Origin of the sequence: Roseateles sp. (genome assembly GCF_049240545.1) — a bacterium.
Classification (GTDB): domain Bacteria; phylum Pseudomonadota; class Gammaproteobacteria; order Burkholderiales; family Burkholderiaceae_C; genus Paucibacter_A.
The window spans coordinates 25,504-40,953 of record NZ_JBMLSK010000334.1; the positions used below are offsets into that span (position 1 = coordinate 25,504).

Here is a 15,450-nt window from a genome sequence, read left to right on the forward strand (position 1 = left end):
CGGGGCGTGGCCCCGAATGTCTTCTCCGGACAAACCCTTGTCTCGCTCGGACATGGTCGCTTCAGGGGCCCCTGCCTAGCATCGACTCATGGCCGTAGAGCACAGCTCTGAACCGCAAGGAGAACTCATGTTTGATCCGTTTCCGCCAAGCTCTGTCGCGTGTGACGCGCGTATCGAGACCGTGCTGGCCTTGTTGAATCAGCGCAGCGAGTTTGCTCGTCTGGGTGCCGAAGCCTTGTTCCCGAGAGCCGAGATTGCCGAGCTGCTCAAGCTTTCAGGCGACCCGTGGACCAGTGCCTTGCTGGCGGAGCTGATTCATGCCCGCCGGCGCGCCGAGTCGATTGCCGCCCAGACGCCGTATGGGCGAGTCGTGACCGGTTTGCTGAGCTCGGCCGGTTCAAGAGAAGCTTCGGTGCGGCTGATGCGCCGGGCCGTCAGTCGGCCGATCGAGTCGGCCATGCTGCAGGCGCAAGACCTGCTCTCGCGCATCCGTGCCGACAAGATGCCGCTGAGCGAGGCTGCCAGCGAACGTTTGGATGCTGAGCTGCTGGGTTTGCAGCAGGCCTGGACGCTGTATAGCGAACGCTTGCTGGCTGCCTATGTCCGCTTGCGCGAAACGGACGCAGGCCCCCAAGCCGGAGCATCGCTCGATGCAAAGCACGTGCTGGAGCCCGCCGAGGTCGCTGCATCCGGCTGCATGGGTGGCGCGGACTTGGCCGCAGACGATACGCCCTTATGGGGGCGGCGCAGCAGTGACAAGGGGTCTGTGTTGCATTGAGCGCAGCCCCGGGGCGCTGGCCGGGGCCTTGACTCAGACGGCGCTATGCTCGCCATTGCGTCTGGCTTTGGTGATGCTCTATGTGCCCTGTGTTTTTCCGTTATGCGTCGTCGCGGCTGGGGGTGGACGGCCCCATCTTGCTGGGCGGCCTGTTCCGCCCCGTCACGTGGTTTTTGATGCTCTGCGGGCTGCTGCTGGGCGTGATGTCGCCCGGCTTGCTGCAGGCCGCACCTGCAACGGCACCCGCACCAGGCCAGGTTCAGGCCCACGTCGCCGCGGCATCCTCGGTCCCGAATGCCGCACCAGCGGAGGCGCCGGTGGTGATCTTCAACCGCAAGGTGGCGGTGTTCAGGGCCACTTTCCTGGGTGTCAGCCCGGCCGAGCGGGCGCGCCGCACCCATCTGTACATGAACGAAGTGTTGGCACGATCCGGCGCGGGGGTGGTCACGATCAACAAAGATGGGCAAGGTCGCGTCCTGATGTTGGATGGCGAGATGGCCTTGATCCTCATACCCGATGACGTGGATGCGGCCAGCGGCGCGACGCTGGAGCAAACCGCCGCAGAGGCGAAGCGCCAACTGGAGTTGGTGATTGCGGACACGCGTGAGAGCCGCGATGAGTCCCGCCTTTTGCAAGCCCTGGTCCACACGGCCGTGGCCAGTCTGCTCTACGCCGTGTTGATGACCTTGGTGCTGCGCGGGCAGCGGGTGGCCAGCCTGAGCTTGGCCAAGCGCGTCAGCCATCGCACCGAGGCCATCTCGGTAGCGGGCATGCAGCTGTTTCAGCGCGAGAAGGTTTGGATGCTGGCACGCGGCTTGGTGCGCGGCATCAGTTGGACCTTGTTGATCCTGCTGAGCTATCAGTTCCTAGGCTATGTGCTGAGCCAGTTTCCCTACACCCGGCCCTGGGGAGAGCAGCTCAGCGGCTATCTGTTCCAGGTGGTGGGCGGCATCGGAGTGAGCATCCTGAAGGCCTTGCCGGATCTGTTCGTGGCCCTGTTGATTTTCTTGCTAGCACGCGGCGTGATCAATGTGCTAACGCCGGTGTTCAACCGCATCGAGCGCGGCGAGGGTTCGCTGGGCTGGCTGGATCAGGACACGGTGCGGCCCTCGCGCCGCCTGATCAGCACCGGTATCTGGATCTTCGCCTTGGTGATGGCCTACCCCTATCTGCCCGGCTCGGGCAGCGAGGCGTTCAAGGGCGTGTCGGTCTTGCTGGGCTTGATGATTTCGTTGGGCGCGTCCAGCCTTGTGGGGCAAGGGGCCAGCGGGTTGATCTTGATGTTCTCGCGCACCATTCGTGTCGGCGAGTTTGTGCGCATCCTCGACCACGAGGGCACCATCACCGAGCTGGGCATGTTCACCACCCGCATCCGCACCGGTCTGGGCGAGGAATTGACGCTGCCCAACTCCTTGGTGATGGGCTCGGTGACCAAGAACTACTCGCGCACCGTCAAGGGGCCGGGCTTTATCGTCGACACCACGGTCACGATTGGTTATGACACCCCGTGGCGGCAGGTGGAAGCGATGCTGATAGAAGCCGCCCACCGCACGCCGGGTGTGCTGAGCACCCCATCGGCACAGGTGTTTCAAACCGCTTTGTCGGACTTCTACCCCGAGTACCGCTTGGTTTGCCAGGCCGTGCCCCACCAGCCGCGGCCGCGCGCCGAAGTCTTGAGTGCGCTGCACGCCAATATCCAAGACGTGTTCAATGAGTACGGTGTGCAGATCATGTCGCCACATTACCTGGGCGACCCGGCCGAGCCCAAGTTCGTACCCAAGACCGCTTGGTTTGCCGCGCCGGCCAAGGCGCCGGTGGATGCGCCCGCCGCAGTGGCTGCAGGTGGCGCGACGGGTCAAGCTTGAACTGCAGGCTCACGGCTGGCTCATGGCCGCGAGGCGCTTCACACCCAGGTTCGCACGCCAACCATGCCATACGCCAACAAATAGACCAAGACGCCCCCCTGCAGGAGCGTCCAGAAAATCAACAGACCACCCGAGCGAGGCTTGGACGTCTGGCGTTCGCGACGAAGCTCCCAGAACAGCCGGGCGCCAGCCGCCAGGGTGAAGAGTGCGAACAAAAGGCTGCCAGCAAAGACGGTCAGTGAGGTCGCCGTGATACGCCCAAAGTCCGCGTCTCCATGTCCGAACACCAAGCCGGCCATCAGCGCCGCCAGCAGGCATGTCGCCCCAATCACCAGCAGCGCGCGTGACAGGCGCCATGGCGCGCCCAGCCCGCGCCGCGCACGCCAGGCATCACGCACCATGCAAGCGGCTTGGATGGGCAAGAGCACGGCCCAAGCCAAGCCCATGACGATCAAGCCGTAGACCCACCCCGCAGAAATGCGTTGGTAGGTATTGGCGCCAATCTGGATCGCATCGCCCACCAGAGGATCTTGCACCCGCGCCAGCATGGGCAGGCCCGTGCTTTGATCCACCAACAAGGCGCCACCGCGCGCCTGGAAGCGCTGCTCCCCGCCGAGCAGGAAGGTTTGGCGCAGGCCGTCGTCCAGCACTTCGAACTGGGAGAGATCCATCACATCTTCGGTGAATCGCGTCAGTTCCCGGCGTGGCGTGATGTGCCGGTACCAGCCCTCAAGATCGCGCATCGAAGCCGGCAGCGCTTGCACCGGCGCTTGCGAGGGCGGCGTCAGGCCCGACAACAGGTGTTCGTGGAGCCGCCGTGAAAGTCGAAAGAAGGCGGAGAAGTCGTCATTGCTCTGCATCAGCACATAACCGCGTCCGACCGTGGGTTCGTAGACCAGGCGACTGATGCCGCCCATGACCGCGCCGTCGTGGCCTTGAAACAAACGAGCACTGCCCGCAAACCCGGAGCTTTCATGCCCGAGCCCCTGCCCGACGCGCAAACCCTGCGCAGCCGCCAAGGTCGTGGCCGGCGTTTGCATGCGCTCAATGGATGCGGGCGACAGCAGCGCCTGCCCGCTCAGTTCGCCCCGCTGCAGCAGCATCTGGAGCAGCCGCCCCATGTCTGCGGCGGAAGCGTGCATGGCGCCGGCAGGCCGGTCCAGCATCTGCCAGTAGGGCAGGGCTTGGTCCGGCGCCCCAAGCGCATAGAGTTCCGCGCCGCGTTGGACGTAGGCCTCATTCTTGAAGAAGCCGCTGTCCTGCATGCCCAGCGGCTGCAGCACCGCCTCTTTGACATAGTCCTCATAGCGACGCCCGCTCACTTTTTCCACCACATACGCGACGGCCAAGGTGCCGACATTGCTGTAGCTGCTGCGCGTGCCCGGCATCCAGCGGGAGGTGCGAGTGGCAGGTCGAAAGGCGAGTGCCGCCTTCAGACTCATGTCGTCCGGCGCGGCGAAGGCAGCTTCAGAACTGTGGAAGTCCTCCCAGCCCGAGCTGTGCTCCAGCAGATGCACCAAACGCAGCGGGTGCGTGGCTTCCCATGGGTTGTCAAAGACGATCTCTGGCGCCAGCGTCTTCAGCGGGGCCTGGAGGTCCAGCCGCCCTTGCTCCACCAACTTCATCACCGCCAGCGCGGCAAAGGTCTTTGAAATGGAGCCGATCCTGAACAGCGTGTGTTCCGAGGACTTCAAGGCTTGACCTCGCTTGGGATGCCCGAGGCCGAAGGCCCACACGGCGCCGGTTTCATCGACCACGGCCACGCCTAAGGCCGGTACACCGGTGTCGTGACGGATTTTCTCGAGGTCTTGCATCAGCGCCTGCTGCGCTGCTCCTGGCGTGCCCGTCGTTCCCGCCGTGCCGGGCGGCGAAGCCAATCTTGCGGCCGGCAGCTGCGCCACCCCCGCGAATGAGCTAAGCGCCAATACCAGCGCCATAGCCAGCGCTCTCATGCATCCAGTCCGCCACATATCGTTCTCTCCGAGCGATGCCCGTGAGAAACAGATCCCCGGGGCTTTTGTTTGTGTTGAGCACCTGTAGTCGGAAACTGCGGGACTGGCGCCGGGCGAGAGTATAGGTATGAAAAACTCAAGCCTGATCAGCCCAGCATTTCGGCGCTCGTCGGGCTGGGGACCGCGGCATAGGCACCGCTGAAGCGCGGCAGGCCGCTCTTGGCATCGAGCGCGAAGATGGCGACATGGTCGCTGCGTTGGTTGCAGACGTAGAGCCAGCGGCCGCAGGGGCAGGGGCGGGCGCTGCGCGGGTAAGAGCCGCGCGTCCATTCATGCGCCAGCAGCTTGGGCGTGCCGTCGGCCGCCAGGGTGAAGATGGCGATGCTGTCGTGCAATCGATTCAGCGCGTAGAGAAACCTCCCATCGGGCGAAGCCCACAGGTCGGAAGCGAAATTGGTGCCCACAAAGCCTTCCGGCAGGCTGCTGAACTCGCCGCGTGCCTCCAGGCGGCCGGTTTGTGGATCCATCCGCAAGAAGACCAGCGTGGAGGCCTCTTCGTTGAGCAGATACAGCTGAGCCGGATCGCGGGGATGGAAAACAAAATGGCGCGGCCCGGCGCCTGCACTCAGGGCCAGGTCTTGCCTCGAACCGAGGCTGCCGCTGCGGGCATCGAAAGGCCAGACCGCCAGGCGGTCGCGGCCCAGATCGCTGGCCAGCACATAGCGCCCGTCCGGCGTGCTCAAGGCCATGTGCATATGCGGGGCATCGTGGCCGCTGATGGCCCAGCTGCCGGGTGGCGCTGAGACGGCGCGTTGCGGCCCGGGTCGGCAGTCCTCGTTCACAGTCTTGCTGCAACTGGGGTGCAGGCCGACTGGGCTGAGCTGGCCATCGGCGGCGCGACGCAGGACGGCCAGTTCGGCGCTGCCGTAGTGGGCGACGAAGGCGAAGGGCGCGCTGGGGTGCAGGCTGAGGTGCACCGGGCCTTGCCCACCGCTGGGCAAGGCTTGCAGCAATTGGAGCCGCCCGTCGGCCTGTTGGCGATAGACATGCACGCTGTGGCCGCCCTCGTTGGCGGCATACAGCAGGCCCGGCCGCGCCGGGTCGGCTTGCAGCCAGCTGGGGCTGTGCGGGTTGGCGGTGAGGCCCAGCGGCTGCAGCCGCCCTGTTTGCACATCGGCCCGGAAGCTGTAGATGCCTTCGCCCTGCGGGGCATAACTGCCGACGTGGACGGTGAAGGATTGACTTCCCGGCGCCGAGGCCGCAAGCGCCTGCAAAGGCGAAAGGGGCGCAACAGGCCCAAGTGCTGCCATCAGCAGCAGCACCCGGCGTTGCCGAGCGTGAAGGGGGTTGAGGTCATGAGACACGAGAGCGATCGGTTGGAAGCGTGGGGTGAAGATCAGCGCGACGCAGTATCACTCGGCCACAAGTGGCGCGGGCAAAAAAAGAAGCGGGTCTCGCAGTGCATCCTGTGCCTGCTTGGCCCGCTTCAAGCCCTCCACGGCCCGCTGGGCTTGGAGGGGGTCAAACGCTTTGCTTTACGAGCTCAGGCCCGCATCAGTAGTTGAAACGCAGCGTGGCCATATAGCGGCGGCCGGTCTTGTAGATGCCGCGGGTCAGCTTCTCGGTGTTGGCCACACCTGGAACTTCCGCATAGGAACGGTACTCGCTGTCCAGCAGGTTCATGCCGTCCAGACTCACGCTCAGCTGGTCGCTGATCTTGTAGGTGAGGTTGGCATCGACCGAGGCGTAGTCATCCGTGACCAGGAAGTTGCCGCGGTCCGCCTGCGTGTAGTACTTGGAGCGGTAGGAGTAGGTGGCGCGGGCACTCCAGGTGTCGTTCTCGAAGAAGGGGCTGACCGTCAGCTGATGCTTGGAGTTGAAGGGCAGACGGCTGCCGTTCGAGGCCTTGGCATCGGCATGGGTGTAGTTGGTCAGCAGACCTAGACCGTAACCAAATTGGGTTTGGTAAGCCAGGGCGAAACCCTTGATCGTGGCGCTGCCGGCATTGCTGGGGCGCGAGATGTCGTACTCGGTCGGCTTATTCTGGTTCTGGTTGAAATGGGTCTCCTTGCGGGTGGTGACCAGAATGTAGTCATCGACCTTCTTGTGGAACAAGGTCCCGGCGACGATGGAGTTCTTGGCGAAGTACCACTCGGCCGAGAAGTCCAGATTGGTCGACTTGTACGGCTTCAGATCGGGGTTGCCGCCACCGCCGGTCAGGGTTTGGTCGCCGATCCACAGATAGCTGGACATATCGCCGTAGTTCGGGCGAGACATCACCTGGGCGGCCGAGCCACGCAGCACCACCTTGTCGTTCAGGTCATACACGACATTCAGGTTCGGCAAGGTGTTGTTGTACTTCTTGGTCACGCTTACCGGGGCGTACTTGTCGGCCGGGCAGGGGGCTTTGTTGACGGTGCAGGCGAAGCTCGAGCTGGTGCTCTCGGTTTGCACCTGACGCAGACCGACGTTGCCGCGCAGGCGGTCCAGGGCAAAGTCGGCTTGCACATAGGCGGCATTGACGTTCTCGGCGACCTTCCAGGTGTTGGCAGCGAAGGATGGGTCACCGAAGGTGCTCGGCACGGGCATCTTCTGCCAGGGTGCCAGCCACTTGCCGCTGGTGATGTAGCCAGCCAGCGCTTCACCGTCGATGGTGAAGCGGTTGCTCAGGTCGCCGACGTTGCCGAAGCCGCTGAGGTAGTTGCTTGGCAGCGGATTGGGCGAGAACTGGCTGGCCTTGGCGTCGCCATAGCCCTTCACTGAGGCCAGCGACACACCGCCCATCGTCTGCGAGGTGTTGTGCTTGCGTTGCTTGATGCCGAAGCGGAGCTGGTGAACCGCCGAGTCGTTGAACTTCAGGCCGCCGTCCACCTGCGCGAACTGTTCCTTGTCCTCCGTCGGCTTGAAGACGATGTTGCCGCCCCAGCCGGGGTTCCAGGTGGGCTTGGTGGGGTCTGCGCCCCAGCCGCCGTCGATCTGGAAGGCGCTCGGGTCCTTCAGCGGGTTGGCCCCAGTGATGGCCAGCCTGGGTGTGCCGCTGCTGATGTCGTAGTTGTAGTCGGTCCAGTTCAGGAACTCGCCGAAGACCTGCAACTTGGTGCCGCCCGTGGCCTTGGAGTTGCCGGCGTGGAAGGAGGCAAACCAGCGGTCATCCTTGAAGTTGGCCTTGAAGTCGTAGGCGTTGGTGTCCACCGTCGCCTTGCGGTCGATCAGGTCATACACCATCAGCGCGTTCTTGAACGTGCCCTTGGTGATAACGCCGCCATCCACGGCCAGGTCGGTCATCTTCATGAGACCGTTCCAGGCATTGCCCTGGAAGGCGAACATCGAGTGGCTGCGGTTGTCGTAGCCGGCCTTCACGTCGAGGGCGTTGAACTCGAAGTCCAGCTTGTCGGTGGCGCGGGCCTGCAGTGACAGCGAAAGCGTGTCGCGCTCGCGCGTCTGCTCGAAGTAGTGCGCGCTGATGGAGTTGGGGCCTACGGCGCTCGGGTTGGCCAGCAGCGTGGTGGCGCAGCTGCCGACGCAGGAGGCGGGCTTCTTCGGTTGGCTGCCGTCCGGGTTGGCGGGGACGGACCAGTCGGTCGGTAGGTTGTTGATGGAGCCGCCACCGCCGTTGCCGTCGATGTAGTTCTTGCCCGTGACCGTGCCGTAGGACTCAATACCGTCACGACGGACTTGCTCTTCGGAGCGCTGTGCCGAGAGGATCACGCCCAGCGTCTTGGACTCGTTGCGCCAGCCCACAACACCCGAGAGCGTGGGCTTGCCCTTGCCGATGCGGCTGTTGTGCAGATAGCTCACCGAGCCGGCCAGGGTGAGCGGCTTGCTCATTTCCAGGGGCTTGCGGGTCACGATATTGACCGAGCCGCCGATCGAGCCTTCATCCAGCCAGGCTTCCGGCGATTTGTAGACCTCGACCTTGCTGACGAGTTGGGGTGCCAGCAGGGAATAGTTGAAAGTGCGGCCCGGCTGGTCGGTGATGAACCAATCGGCCGAGGCCACGGTCTGGCCATTGAGAAAGGTGCGGTTGAGGGCCGGGTCGGTGCCGAGGATGGAGACCTTCTCGCCCTGGCCGAAGGCCTTGTCGATGGTCACGCCGGGAATCGTGGTGATCGCCTCGGCCACATTGGTGGAGGGCAGTTTGCCGATGTCTTCAGCCGTGATGGCATCGACGATGGAATCGGCATTGCGCTTGGCGTCCAAGGCTTTTTGCAAGCTGGCGCGAATGCCGGTGACCACCACGGTGTCCAACTGCTTGGTGGTCTCTTTACTGGCGGCCGCGGCGGGCGCTTGTTGCGCCTGCGCGGGCAAACTCAATGCCAACAAGGTGGCGGCGGCGATGGCCGTGCGGCCGTACTTCACTGTCCTGTCTCTCATGGTTTTTCTCCGTTATGAATCAGCACCCAAGTGGGTGAAGAAGGGGGACGCCGAACAACTGACTGGCGTGTTTATAAAAATCGGCGCGACGGTTGTTCTTGCGCAGCGCATCCGGGTCGCTCGGCTTGTCGCATTCCAAGGGTCCGTTGATGGCGCGGGTGGTGGCGCCAAAGCCGGCCCCGGCTCGCAAAGCGGCATGCGAGGTCTGCGTGGACTCGCCCGGCTGCGTCATCCAGTACCACAGCGCGGTGCGCCAGGCGACGGTAGAGTCGCGGGCCACGCGGTCGGGGTCGGCCCAGAGGTCCAGGCCCAGCGCGTCGCCGGCTCGCTTGTATTGGTAGTTCCAGCTCAGCTGGATCGGGCCGCGGCCGTAGTACTGCTGGCCGTTGGCGCAGCCAAAGGGGTCGCTGAGGCGGCAGTAGTTGTCCCAGTTTTGTTTCTTGTACTCGCGCTGGGCGCGCAGCTGGTCGCTTTCATGGGCAATCTGGCCGAGGAAGGCGGCCATCTCCTGGCGCTTTTGCGCCTCAGTGCCCCAGTCTGCAAAGCCCGGCGTCAGGCGCACGGCTTCGGTGAAGCCTTCGTAGGTGTAGAAAGGGATGCGATCAGGGAACAGGATGTCGAACTGCGCCCGACTGGGCAGGAAGGGTTCACCCGCAGTCGAAGGTGCCGCAGCCTGAGCGGCTACGCTGCCGCAGAGTGAGGCGGCAGTGAGCATCGACAAAAAGTACTTGTTCATGGGGATCGTCATGGCGCTGAAAACTAGATTGCGGAAGCAGCGAAGGGACTATCCAACGGGGCACCTACACGGTCCCCAAAGAGACTGTTAAGGCCACCTTAACGATGGGGTAGACCCGAGGTAGGCGTCCGTTGCTAGAGTCGGAGCTATGCGTATCTGTTTGATTGAAGATGATTTGGAGCTGGGCCGGGCGGTGCAGGCGCTGCTCCAGGAGGCTGCACACGATGTGATTTGGTTGCGGCGCGTTGCCGACGCGCGCTTCTGGACCTCGGAGCAACGCTTTGACGCGGTCATCCTCGACCTGGGCCTGCCCGATGGCAATGGCATGGAGCTGTTGCGCCATCTGCGGCATGGTGACAAGAAGCTGCCCTTGCTCGTGATCACCGCGCGGGACAGCATCGAAGACCGGCTCAACGGCTTGGACAGTGGCGCCGACGACTACCTGGTCAAGCCCTTTGCCGGCCCCGAGTTGCTGGCCCGGCTGCGCGCGGTGGCCAGGCGTGCGGGCATCGACGGCGATGAGGACACGCCCTTTCAGTGGCAGATCCGAGATTTGGTGCTGGACGAGCAACGCATGATCCTGCGTCGCGGCGGTGAGCGCATCAACCTGTCGCGCACCGAGTTCTCGATCCTGCTGACCCTGCTCAAGCTTCATGACCGCGTGGTGACGCGGCGCCATCTAGAAAGCACGGCACTGAACCAGACCGATGGGCGCAGTCTCGATGTGCACATCTCCAACCTGCGCCGCAAAGTCGGCGAAGGCTATATCCGCACCGTGCGTGGCATTGGCTACATGGTCGAGCAAAAGGACTGACGGTATGAAGTTTCTTGCCGCCGGCCCGGCCGCTCACCGCTCCTTGGTGAAGCGCAGTCTGTGGGCGGTGTTCGCTGTGATGCTGCTGACCTGGACGGCGCTGATCACACGCGAGCTGATCGATATCGAACTGCTACAAAGCCGCAACGGTCAGGCCGAGAACATGCTTTGGGCCGACCTGGCCTTGATGCAAAGCCGCAAGTACCTCCAGGACGGCCTTGATCTGGAAGGCTTGAATGCGGCCGTCCAGCAGCTGCAAACCCTTCACATCACCGAGTGGCGACGCAAGGGCCATCGCCCGCCCTTCTTTTTGCTGCAAGTCTGGCAGGGTGATCAACTGCTGCTGCGCCGCGACCCCGACCTGAGCGGCCGCGATCGCCTGCCGCCCAACGAGAGTGAATACGCCAGCGATGAGCGCTGGCTCTATACCGAGACCAGCGATCCCGACCAAGGGTTGATCGTGCGCCGCTGGCAAGAGAAACCCGGCGACTGGCACTTCAGCATGGCCGGCTTCAGCTACTACGCACGGCCCTTGCTCTATGGTTTGCCGTTCTTGGCCCTGCCGGTGTGGCTGTTGTTCCGTCTGGGCTTTGCGCCGCTGCAGCGCATCGGCCAGCAAATTTCGCAACGCTCGGCCAGCGACCTCTCGCCGCTGCCCGATTCACCCTATGTGGAGCTGGCGCCTTTGGTCAACGCGGTGAACTCGCTGATGGGCCGGCTGCAGCAGCGCCTGGACCGCGAGCGCGAGTTTCTGCTGGACGCCGCCCATGAGCTCAAGACCCCGCTGGCTGCCGTCAAGCTTTGTGCTGAAGCGGTGCACCGCGGTGCAGACCCGGTGCGGCGTGACGAAGCGGCTCAGCATTTGCATCAAAGCGTCAGCCGCGCCACCCACACGGTGCATCAGTTGCTGGCGCTGGCGCGGTCGGGGGCCGATTCTCAAGACTTGTCCGTACTCGACCATGATCTGGTGGCCCTGGTTAGCGACCGTCTGATGCTGGCCACGCCGCCCGCCCTGAGTTGCGGTGTTGAGCTGGAGTTGCAAGCGCCAGAGGAATGTCGTTTGCGGGTCAACCGCGAGTCGGTGGGCGCCATGGTCGACAACCTGGTGGACAACGCCATCAAGTACTCGCCGGTGGGCAGCTGCGTTACCGTCAGCCTTGTTGATGCGGCCGACGCCGTGACGATTGAGGTGCTGGATCGAGGCCCGGGCATCCCGAGTGAGTTGCACAAAAAGGTCTTCGAGCGTTTCTACCGCATCCCTGACCAGCAACAACAGGGCAGCGGCCTGGGGCTGGCCATTGTTGACCGCGCCGCCGCCCAGCATGGCGCTACGGTGAGTCTGGAGCCGGGGCCGGACGGTGTGGGGCTGCGGGTACGGGTGCGCTTTCCGCGCTTGGCTGGCAGCGGTGGCAATTTGCCGCTTGCGGGGTAGCTCTAAAGCAAGCTTCGGCAGGAAGGCCGCCAATCTTGCCTCCAGGGCTCTACCCGCACGATGCCGGGAGTTCGGCCCGGCGGCCGACCTTCTTTCTTGGGCGGCCAAGAAAGAAGGCAAAGAAGCCGCCCCTGCCGCATGGCCCTGCGGGTCCGCTCGGATGCTCGAATTTGCCGGGCCGCGCCCAACTCACTTCGCTACGCTTCGTTCAGACAAGGGGCGCGAAATCAGTGCATGAAGTCGCTCCGCGACGCCCGGCAAACTCTGCGCTCCTCGCCCATGCAGAAGGGGACTTCCAAAGAACACGGCTCGCTGCGCGTCGCCTCGATGGGTGCTGCGCTGTGCGCATGCTCCTTGCACCCTTCGGTCACGCTGCGCAATCTAAAGGCTCTCGCTGAGCGCGCTGGTGTTGCATAACTGTCAATGCCAACAGCAGAGTCGCGGGTAGGTCCTGGCTTATGTTCAAGACTTGACTCTCGGTTCCAGCCAAGAGAGACAGATGCGAGTGTGTACTCAGCGCCGAATGTGTGCCGATCTTGTGTCGCTCAGCGTGGCGGCAGCCTACAAGTGGAAGCTTGGAGTTAGGTCATACAGCCTGCGGTGTTGGCCGCGCAGCAGTGGTCGATCGGCAGGAGCCTGTAGGGCGATTGGCATCAGTACAAACACTTGGCACTGAGAGCGAGTGTGACGTTAGCATTGCTCGTGTTAATGGAGCGTTAGGGTTGTGATGGCCTGGTAACTCTCCAAAGCAGGGTGCGGTGTTTTTTGCACTGAAACAGGCCTCGCTTTCTCTCCTGTAATTTGTCGTTATGGGAGCCTGAAGTAGATATGTCCTCAAGGGGGGAACATGCGCCAACTTCCTCGATTGTTTGCCGCGGCAATGCTTGCGGCAGTGGCTAGCTTTGTGCAGGCCGATACCGGCGGTGCCAGCGCATCGCTTTCGGGCCTGAAAGTGCAGGTTTTCGATCTGGACCCGACCGACGGGATCAGTGCCTCGATCAGCTTCCTGTCGCTCAGTGGCGTCGGTTTGATTCGAAGCCGGCAGCAATTTGGTAGCGGTGAGTGGGTGTTGGAAAGCAGTGTCTCTATGCCCCCTGGGGCCGCGCAGGTGTCCAGCCATGGCCGTTCGGCAAGCACGTCGAGCACCTCCACAGGCAGTGGAGGGCTGGATTGGGCTCTCAATGCGGCGGCCAGCAGCAGCAATGCGGAGATCTCGGCCGACATCTTTCTGACGTTGAATTACACGGTCACGCCCAATACCTTGTTGGTGTTCAGCGCCACTGCCGAACTTGCGACCACCAAGGGTCAGCCTGCCGGCTCGAGCCTGGCGGGGGCTGCACTGCAGTACTGGGATCACACACCCGAGGGTCAAACCGGGACACTTGTTTCGGCCTCTCTTCATGCTCCGTGGGATTCAGCGGGCGGAGGCAGCCTTAGCAAACAACTTGAACTCTCTCTCCCGAACTTCGGCGCCGACTCAAAAACCAGCTGGCTGCAATTTTCAAGCAATGCAAGCGCCCAAGTGCCAACGGCGGCGGTGCCGGAGCCAGGCAGCTATGCTTTGATGGTCGCCGGTCTGGGGCTGCTCGCCATCTGGCGCCGACGCCGCCCGACGGCTCCGCGCGCTTGGCGGCCTTTCGTCGCGGCGGCGGCGATGCTTGGGATGGCCACGAGTGCCAGTGCAGATACTGCTAGTGCGAGCGCCACGCTGACCCGCTTGAACTACCAAGTGATCGATCTAGACTTGGCGGACGGCATCACGGCCGCAGTCAGTTTCACGTCGATCGCGGGTCACGGCCTCGCAGGGTTTGGAGGTGCGGCCTACAAGGAGTTTCGGACCCTGACTGGCCATGTGCAGTCGGTGCATGCCGGCGCCAGCGCGGAGGCCTCGATCACGTCGGTTGGGGGCGCTTGGCTTGACCTGAACCTGTATGCCAATGCGGTGAGTGGCAATGGCAGGGCCGACAGCAAGGCTTCTCTCACCGTGAATTACAGCCTGACGCCGAACAGTTTGTTGGTATTCAGCGGCGAGTCCCATGTCCAAACCGCCAAGGCACAAGATGCCGGAGATAGCTTTGCTCGTGTCGACTTCCGGCGTTGGGATGAACTGAATAACGCTTGGTTGGGGCAGACCAATTACGTGGCCGTGAAATTGGGGGTCGGACAGACTGGCGCGCTGGATTTTGTTAAGGGCAGCCAGTTGGCGCTGACCAACCTCAGCAGCTTTCAGTACGACTCCAAGGTAGAGATCTGGGCTGAGGCCTTCACGACGGTACCGGTGACCCAAGTTCCGGAACCCGGCAGCTATGCGCTGATGGCGGGCGGATTGGTGATGCTTGCCTGGCTGCGTCGCAAGCGCAGCTAGCCCAGCCTGCTTCAAAGCCCGGCCACCCTTTGCAAGTGAGCGACTGCGCAAGCGGGTAAGGGGGCTTTCGCTGCGCGAAGCAGGACAGGCAAGACCTGCCCCTCAAGCTCCGCTGCTCAAGTCCCTGCCATTTTCTTCGAACCTCTGCGTTTACCGGAGGTTAACGATTAAGGACTTGACCCTCTGCCCGCTCGCAACGGCCCGGCGCAGGTTCCTTTAGGTCAGCTGCGCTCTACCGGCACGATGCCGGGTGTTCGGCCCGGTGGCCGACCTTCTTTCTTGGGCGGCCAAGAAAGAAGGCAAAGAAGCCGCCCCTGCCGCATGGCCCTGCGGGTCCGCTCGGATGCTCGAATTTTCCGGGCCGCGCCCAACTCACTGCGCTACGCTTCGTTCAGACAAGGGGCGCGAAATCAGTGCTTGAAGTCGCTGCGCGACGCCCGGCAAATTCTGCGCGCCTCGCCCAAGCAGAAGGGGAACTCCAAAGAACACGGCTCGCTGCGCGTCGCCTCGGTGGGTGCTGCGCAGCGCGCATGCACCTAGCACCTTGATGGTTTGAGGGTCAGGTCTTGCCTTTGTATTCAAGACCTGACCCTCAGCGCGCTACCGCGATCCCCGATTTCCTACCGGCCTACGCCCCAGACGGCTTGCGAGCCTTGCCAGCGGTCTCGTAGATTTTTTGCGCGAGCAGCATTGCGTCAGCCAACTCGGTTGCGCTGGGAGGTTTCATCTTGAGGCGCCCACTTTGGACTTGCCCTTCGATGACCGCTTGGCCGTGTCCGGGCGGCTGCAAGGCAATCCAGGCGGCCATATGGCCCAGACGTTCGGTGTAGCCAAGCCCCCATTTTTCATCGGAACTGAACGAACTGAACAGTGTCTGCATGTCGCCCGCCTGCGCGTCATCGCGGATCGCGCTTTGCAGTTCGGTCTGCAAGGCCGGATCAAGTTGGCCCAAGTTGCGTCCGCCAGCATAGGCCGCAGCAGCTCCGGGAATATTGCCGCGCATCGCTTTCAAGGCCAAGTCCGGTAGCAGTGCTTGATGAGCTGCGACAACGGTCTGGCACCGGCCAGTTTCAGCTCGGTGTTTCGCGAGTTGTTCCGCCAACATGGCCGCTGCGTCTTTGGGGAGGAGTCCGC

General features: G+C 63.3%; 10 protein-coding genes. 5 read left to right on the forward strand and 5 right to left on the reverse strand.

The window, feature by feature from the left end; all coding sequences use genetic code 11:
- The first annotated feature begins 127 nt into the window (after positions 1-127).
- Positions 128-778, forward strand: coding sequence for a hypothetical protein (locus ACOVRJ_RS20575; protein ID WP_422045687.1), 651 nt, complete (start codon positions 128-130; stop codon positions 776-778).
- 80 nt (positions 779-858) lie between these two features.
- Complete coding sequence (locus tag ACOVRJ_RS20580) at positions 859-2,643, forward strand: mechanosensitive ion channel domain-containing protein (protein ID WP_422045688.1); 1,785 nt, start codon at positions 859-861, stop codon at positions 2,641-2,643.
- Between the two features lie 38 nt (positions 2,644-2,681).
- Here ACOVRJ_RS20580 and ACOVRJ_RS20585 read toward each other — a convergent pair whose 3' ends face one another.
- The 4 genes from ACOVRJ_RS20585 to ACOVRJ_RS20600 form a co-directional block, all read right to left on the reverse strand.
- Positions 2,682-4,595 carry a serine hydrolase domain-containing protein gene (locus tag ACOVRJ_RS20585; RefSeq protein WP_422045689.1) on the reverse strand — a complete coding sequence of 638 codons (1,914 nt, stop codon included), beginning with the start codon at positions 4,593-4,595 and terminating at the stop codon, positions 2,682-2,684.
- A 146-nt stretch (positions 4,596-4,741) separates the two neighbouring features.
- The gene (locus ACOVRJ_RS20590) at positions 4,742-5,959 is read right to left on the reverse strand and encodes a lactonase family protein (RefSeq protein WP_422045690.1); all 1,218 of its coding nucleotides are present in this window, start codon (positions 5,957-5,959) and stop codon (positions 4,742-4,744) included.
- A 190-nt stretch (positions 5,960-6,149) separates the two neighbouring features.
- On the reverse strand, positions 6,150-8,969 hold the full coding sequence (locus ACOVRJ_RS20595; protein WP_422045691.1) for a TonB-dependent receptor: 2,820 nt from the start codon (positions 8,967-8,969) through the stop codon (positions 6,150-6,152).
- 19 nt (positions 8,970-8,988) lie between these two features.
- Positions 8,989-9,705, reverse strand: a complete 717-nt coding sequence (locus ACOVRJ_RS20600; protein ID WP_422045692.1) for a chitinase — start codon at positions 9,703-9,705, stop codon at positions 8,989-8,991.
- A 148-nt stretch (positions 9,706-9,853) separates the two neighbouring features.
- Between ACOVRJ_RS20600 and ACOVRJ_RS20605 the strand changes: the two genes are divergently transcribed.
- From ACOVRJ_RS20605 to ACOVRJ_RS20615, 3 genes are all read left to right on the forward strand, one after another.
- On the forward strand, positions 9,854-10,519 hold the full coding sequence (locus ACOVRJ_RS20605) for a response regulator transcription factor (protein WP_422045693.1): 666 nt from the start codon (positions 9,854-9,856) through the stop codon (positions 10,517-10,519).
- A 4-nt stretch (positions 10,520-10,523) separates the two neighbouring features.
- Positions 10,524-11,951 (forward strand): sensor histidine kinase, encoded by a 1,428-nt coding sequence (locus tag ACOVRJ_RS20610; RefSeq protein ID WP_422045694.1) that lies wholly within the window; start codon positions 10,524-10,526, stop codon positions 11,949-11,951.
- Between the two features lie 847 nt (positions 11,952-12,798).
- Positions 12,799-14,316 (forward strand): PEP-CTERM sorting domain-containing protein, encoded by a 1,518-nt coding sequence (locus ACOVRJ_RS20615; protein ID WP_422045695.1) that lies wholly within the window; start codon positions 12,799-12,801, stop codon positions 14,314-14,316.
- A gap of 628 nt (positions 14,317-14,944) precedes the next feature.
- Here ACOVRJ_RS20615 and ACOVRJ_RS20620 read toward each other — a convergent pair.
- Positions 14,945-15,334: a hypothetical protein gene (locus tag ACOVRJ_RS20620; RefSeq protein WP_422045696.1), complete on the reverse strand. Its 390-nt coding sequence runs from the start codon at positions 15,332-15,334 to the stop codon at positions 14,945-14,947.
- Positions 15,335-15,450: the final 116 nt, after the last annotated feature.

What these genes read in the sequence shown, in the direction of transcription:
- ACOVRJ_RS20575 (WP_422045687.1), top strand. Translation starts at nt 128, where the DNA reads ATGTTTGATCCGTTTCCGCCAAGCTCTGTCGCGTGTGACGCGCGTATC.
- ACOVRJ_RS20580 (WP_422045688.1), top strand. Translation starts at nt 859, where the DNA reads ATGTGCCCTGTGTTTTTCCGTTATGCGTCGTCGCGGCTGGGGGTGGAC.
- ACOVRJ_RS20585 (WP_422045689.1), bottom strand. Translation starts at nt 4,595, where the DNA reads ATGAGAGCGCTGGCTATGGCGCTGGTATTGGCGCTTAGCTCATTCGCG.
- ACOVRJ_RS20595 (WP_422045691.1), bottom strand. Translation starts at nt 8,969, where the DNA reads ATGAGAGACAGGACAGTGAAGTACGGCCGCACGGCCATCGCCGCCGCC.
- ACOVRJ_RS20600 (WP_422045692.1), bottom strand. Translation starts at nt 9,705, where the DNA reads ATGAACAAGTACTTTTTGTCGATGCTCACTGCCGCCTCACTCTGCGGC.
- ACOVRJ_RS20605 (WP_422045693.1), top strand. Translation starts at nt 9,854, where the DNA reads ATGCGTATCTGTTTGATTGAAGATGATTTGGAGCTGGGCCGGGCGGTG.
- ACOVRJ_RS20610 (WP_422045694.1), top strand. Translation starts at nt 10,524, where the DNA reads ATGAAGTTTCTTGCCGCCGGCCCGGCCGCTCACCGCTCCTTGGTGAAG.
- ACOVRJ_RS20615 (WP_422045695.1), top strand. Translation starts at nt 12,799, where the DNA reads ATGCGCCAACTTCCTCGATTGTTTGCCGCGGCAATGCTTGCGGCAGTG.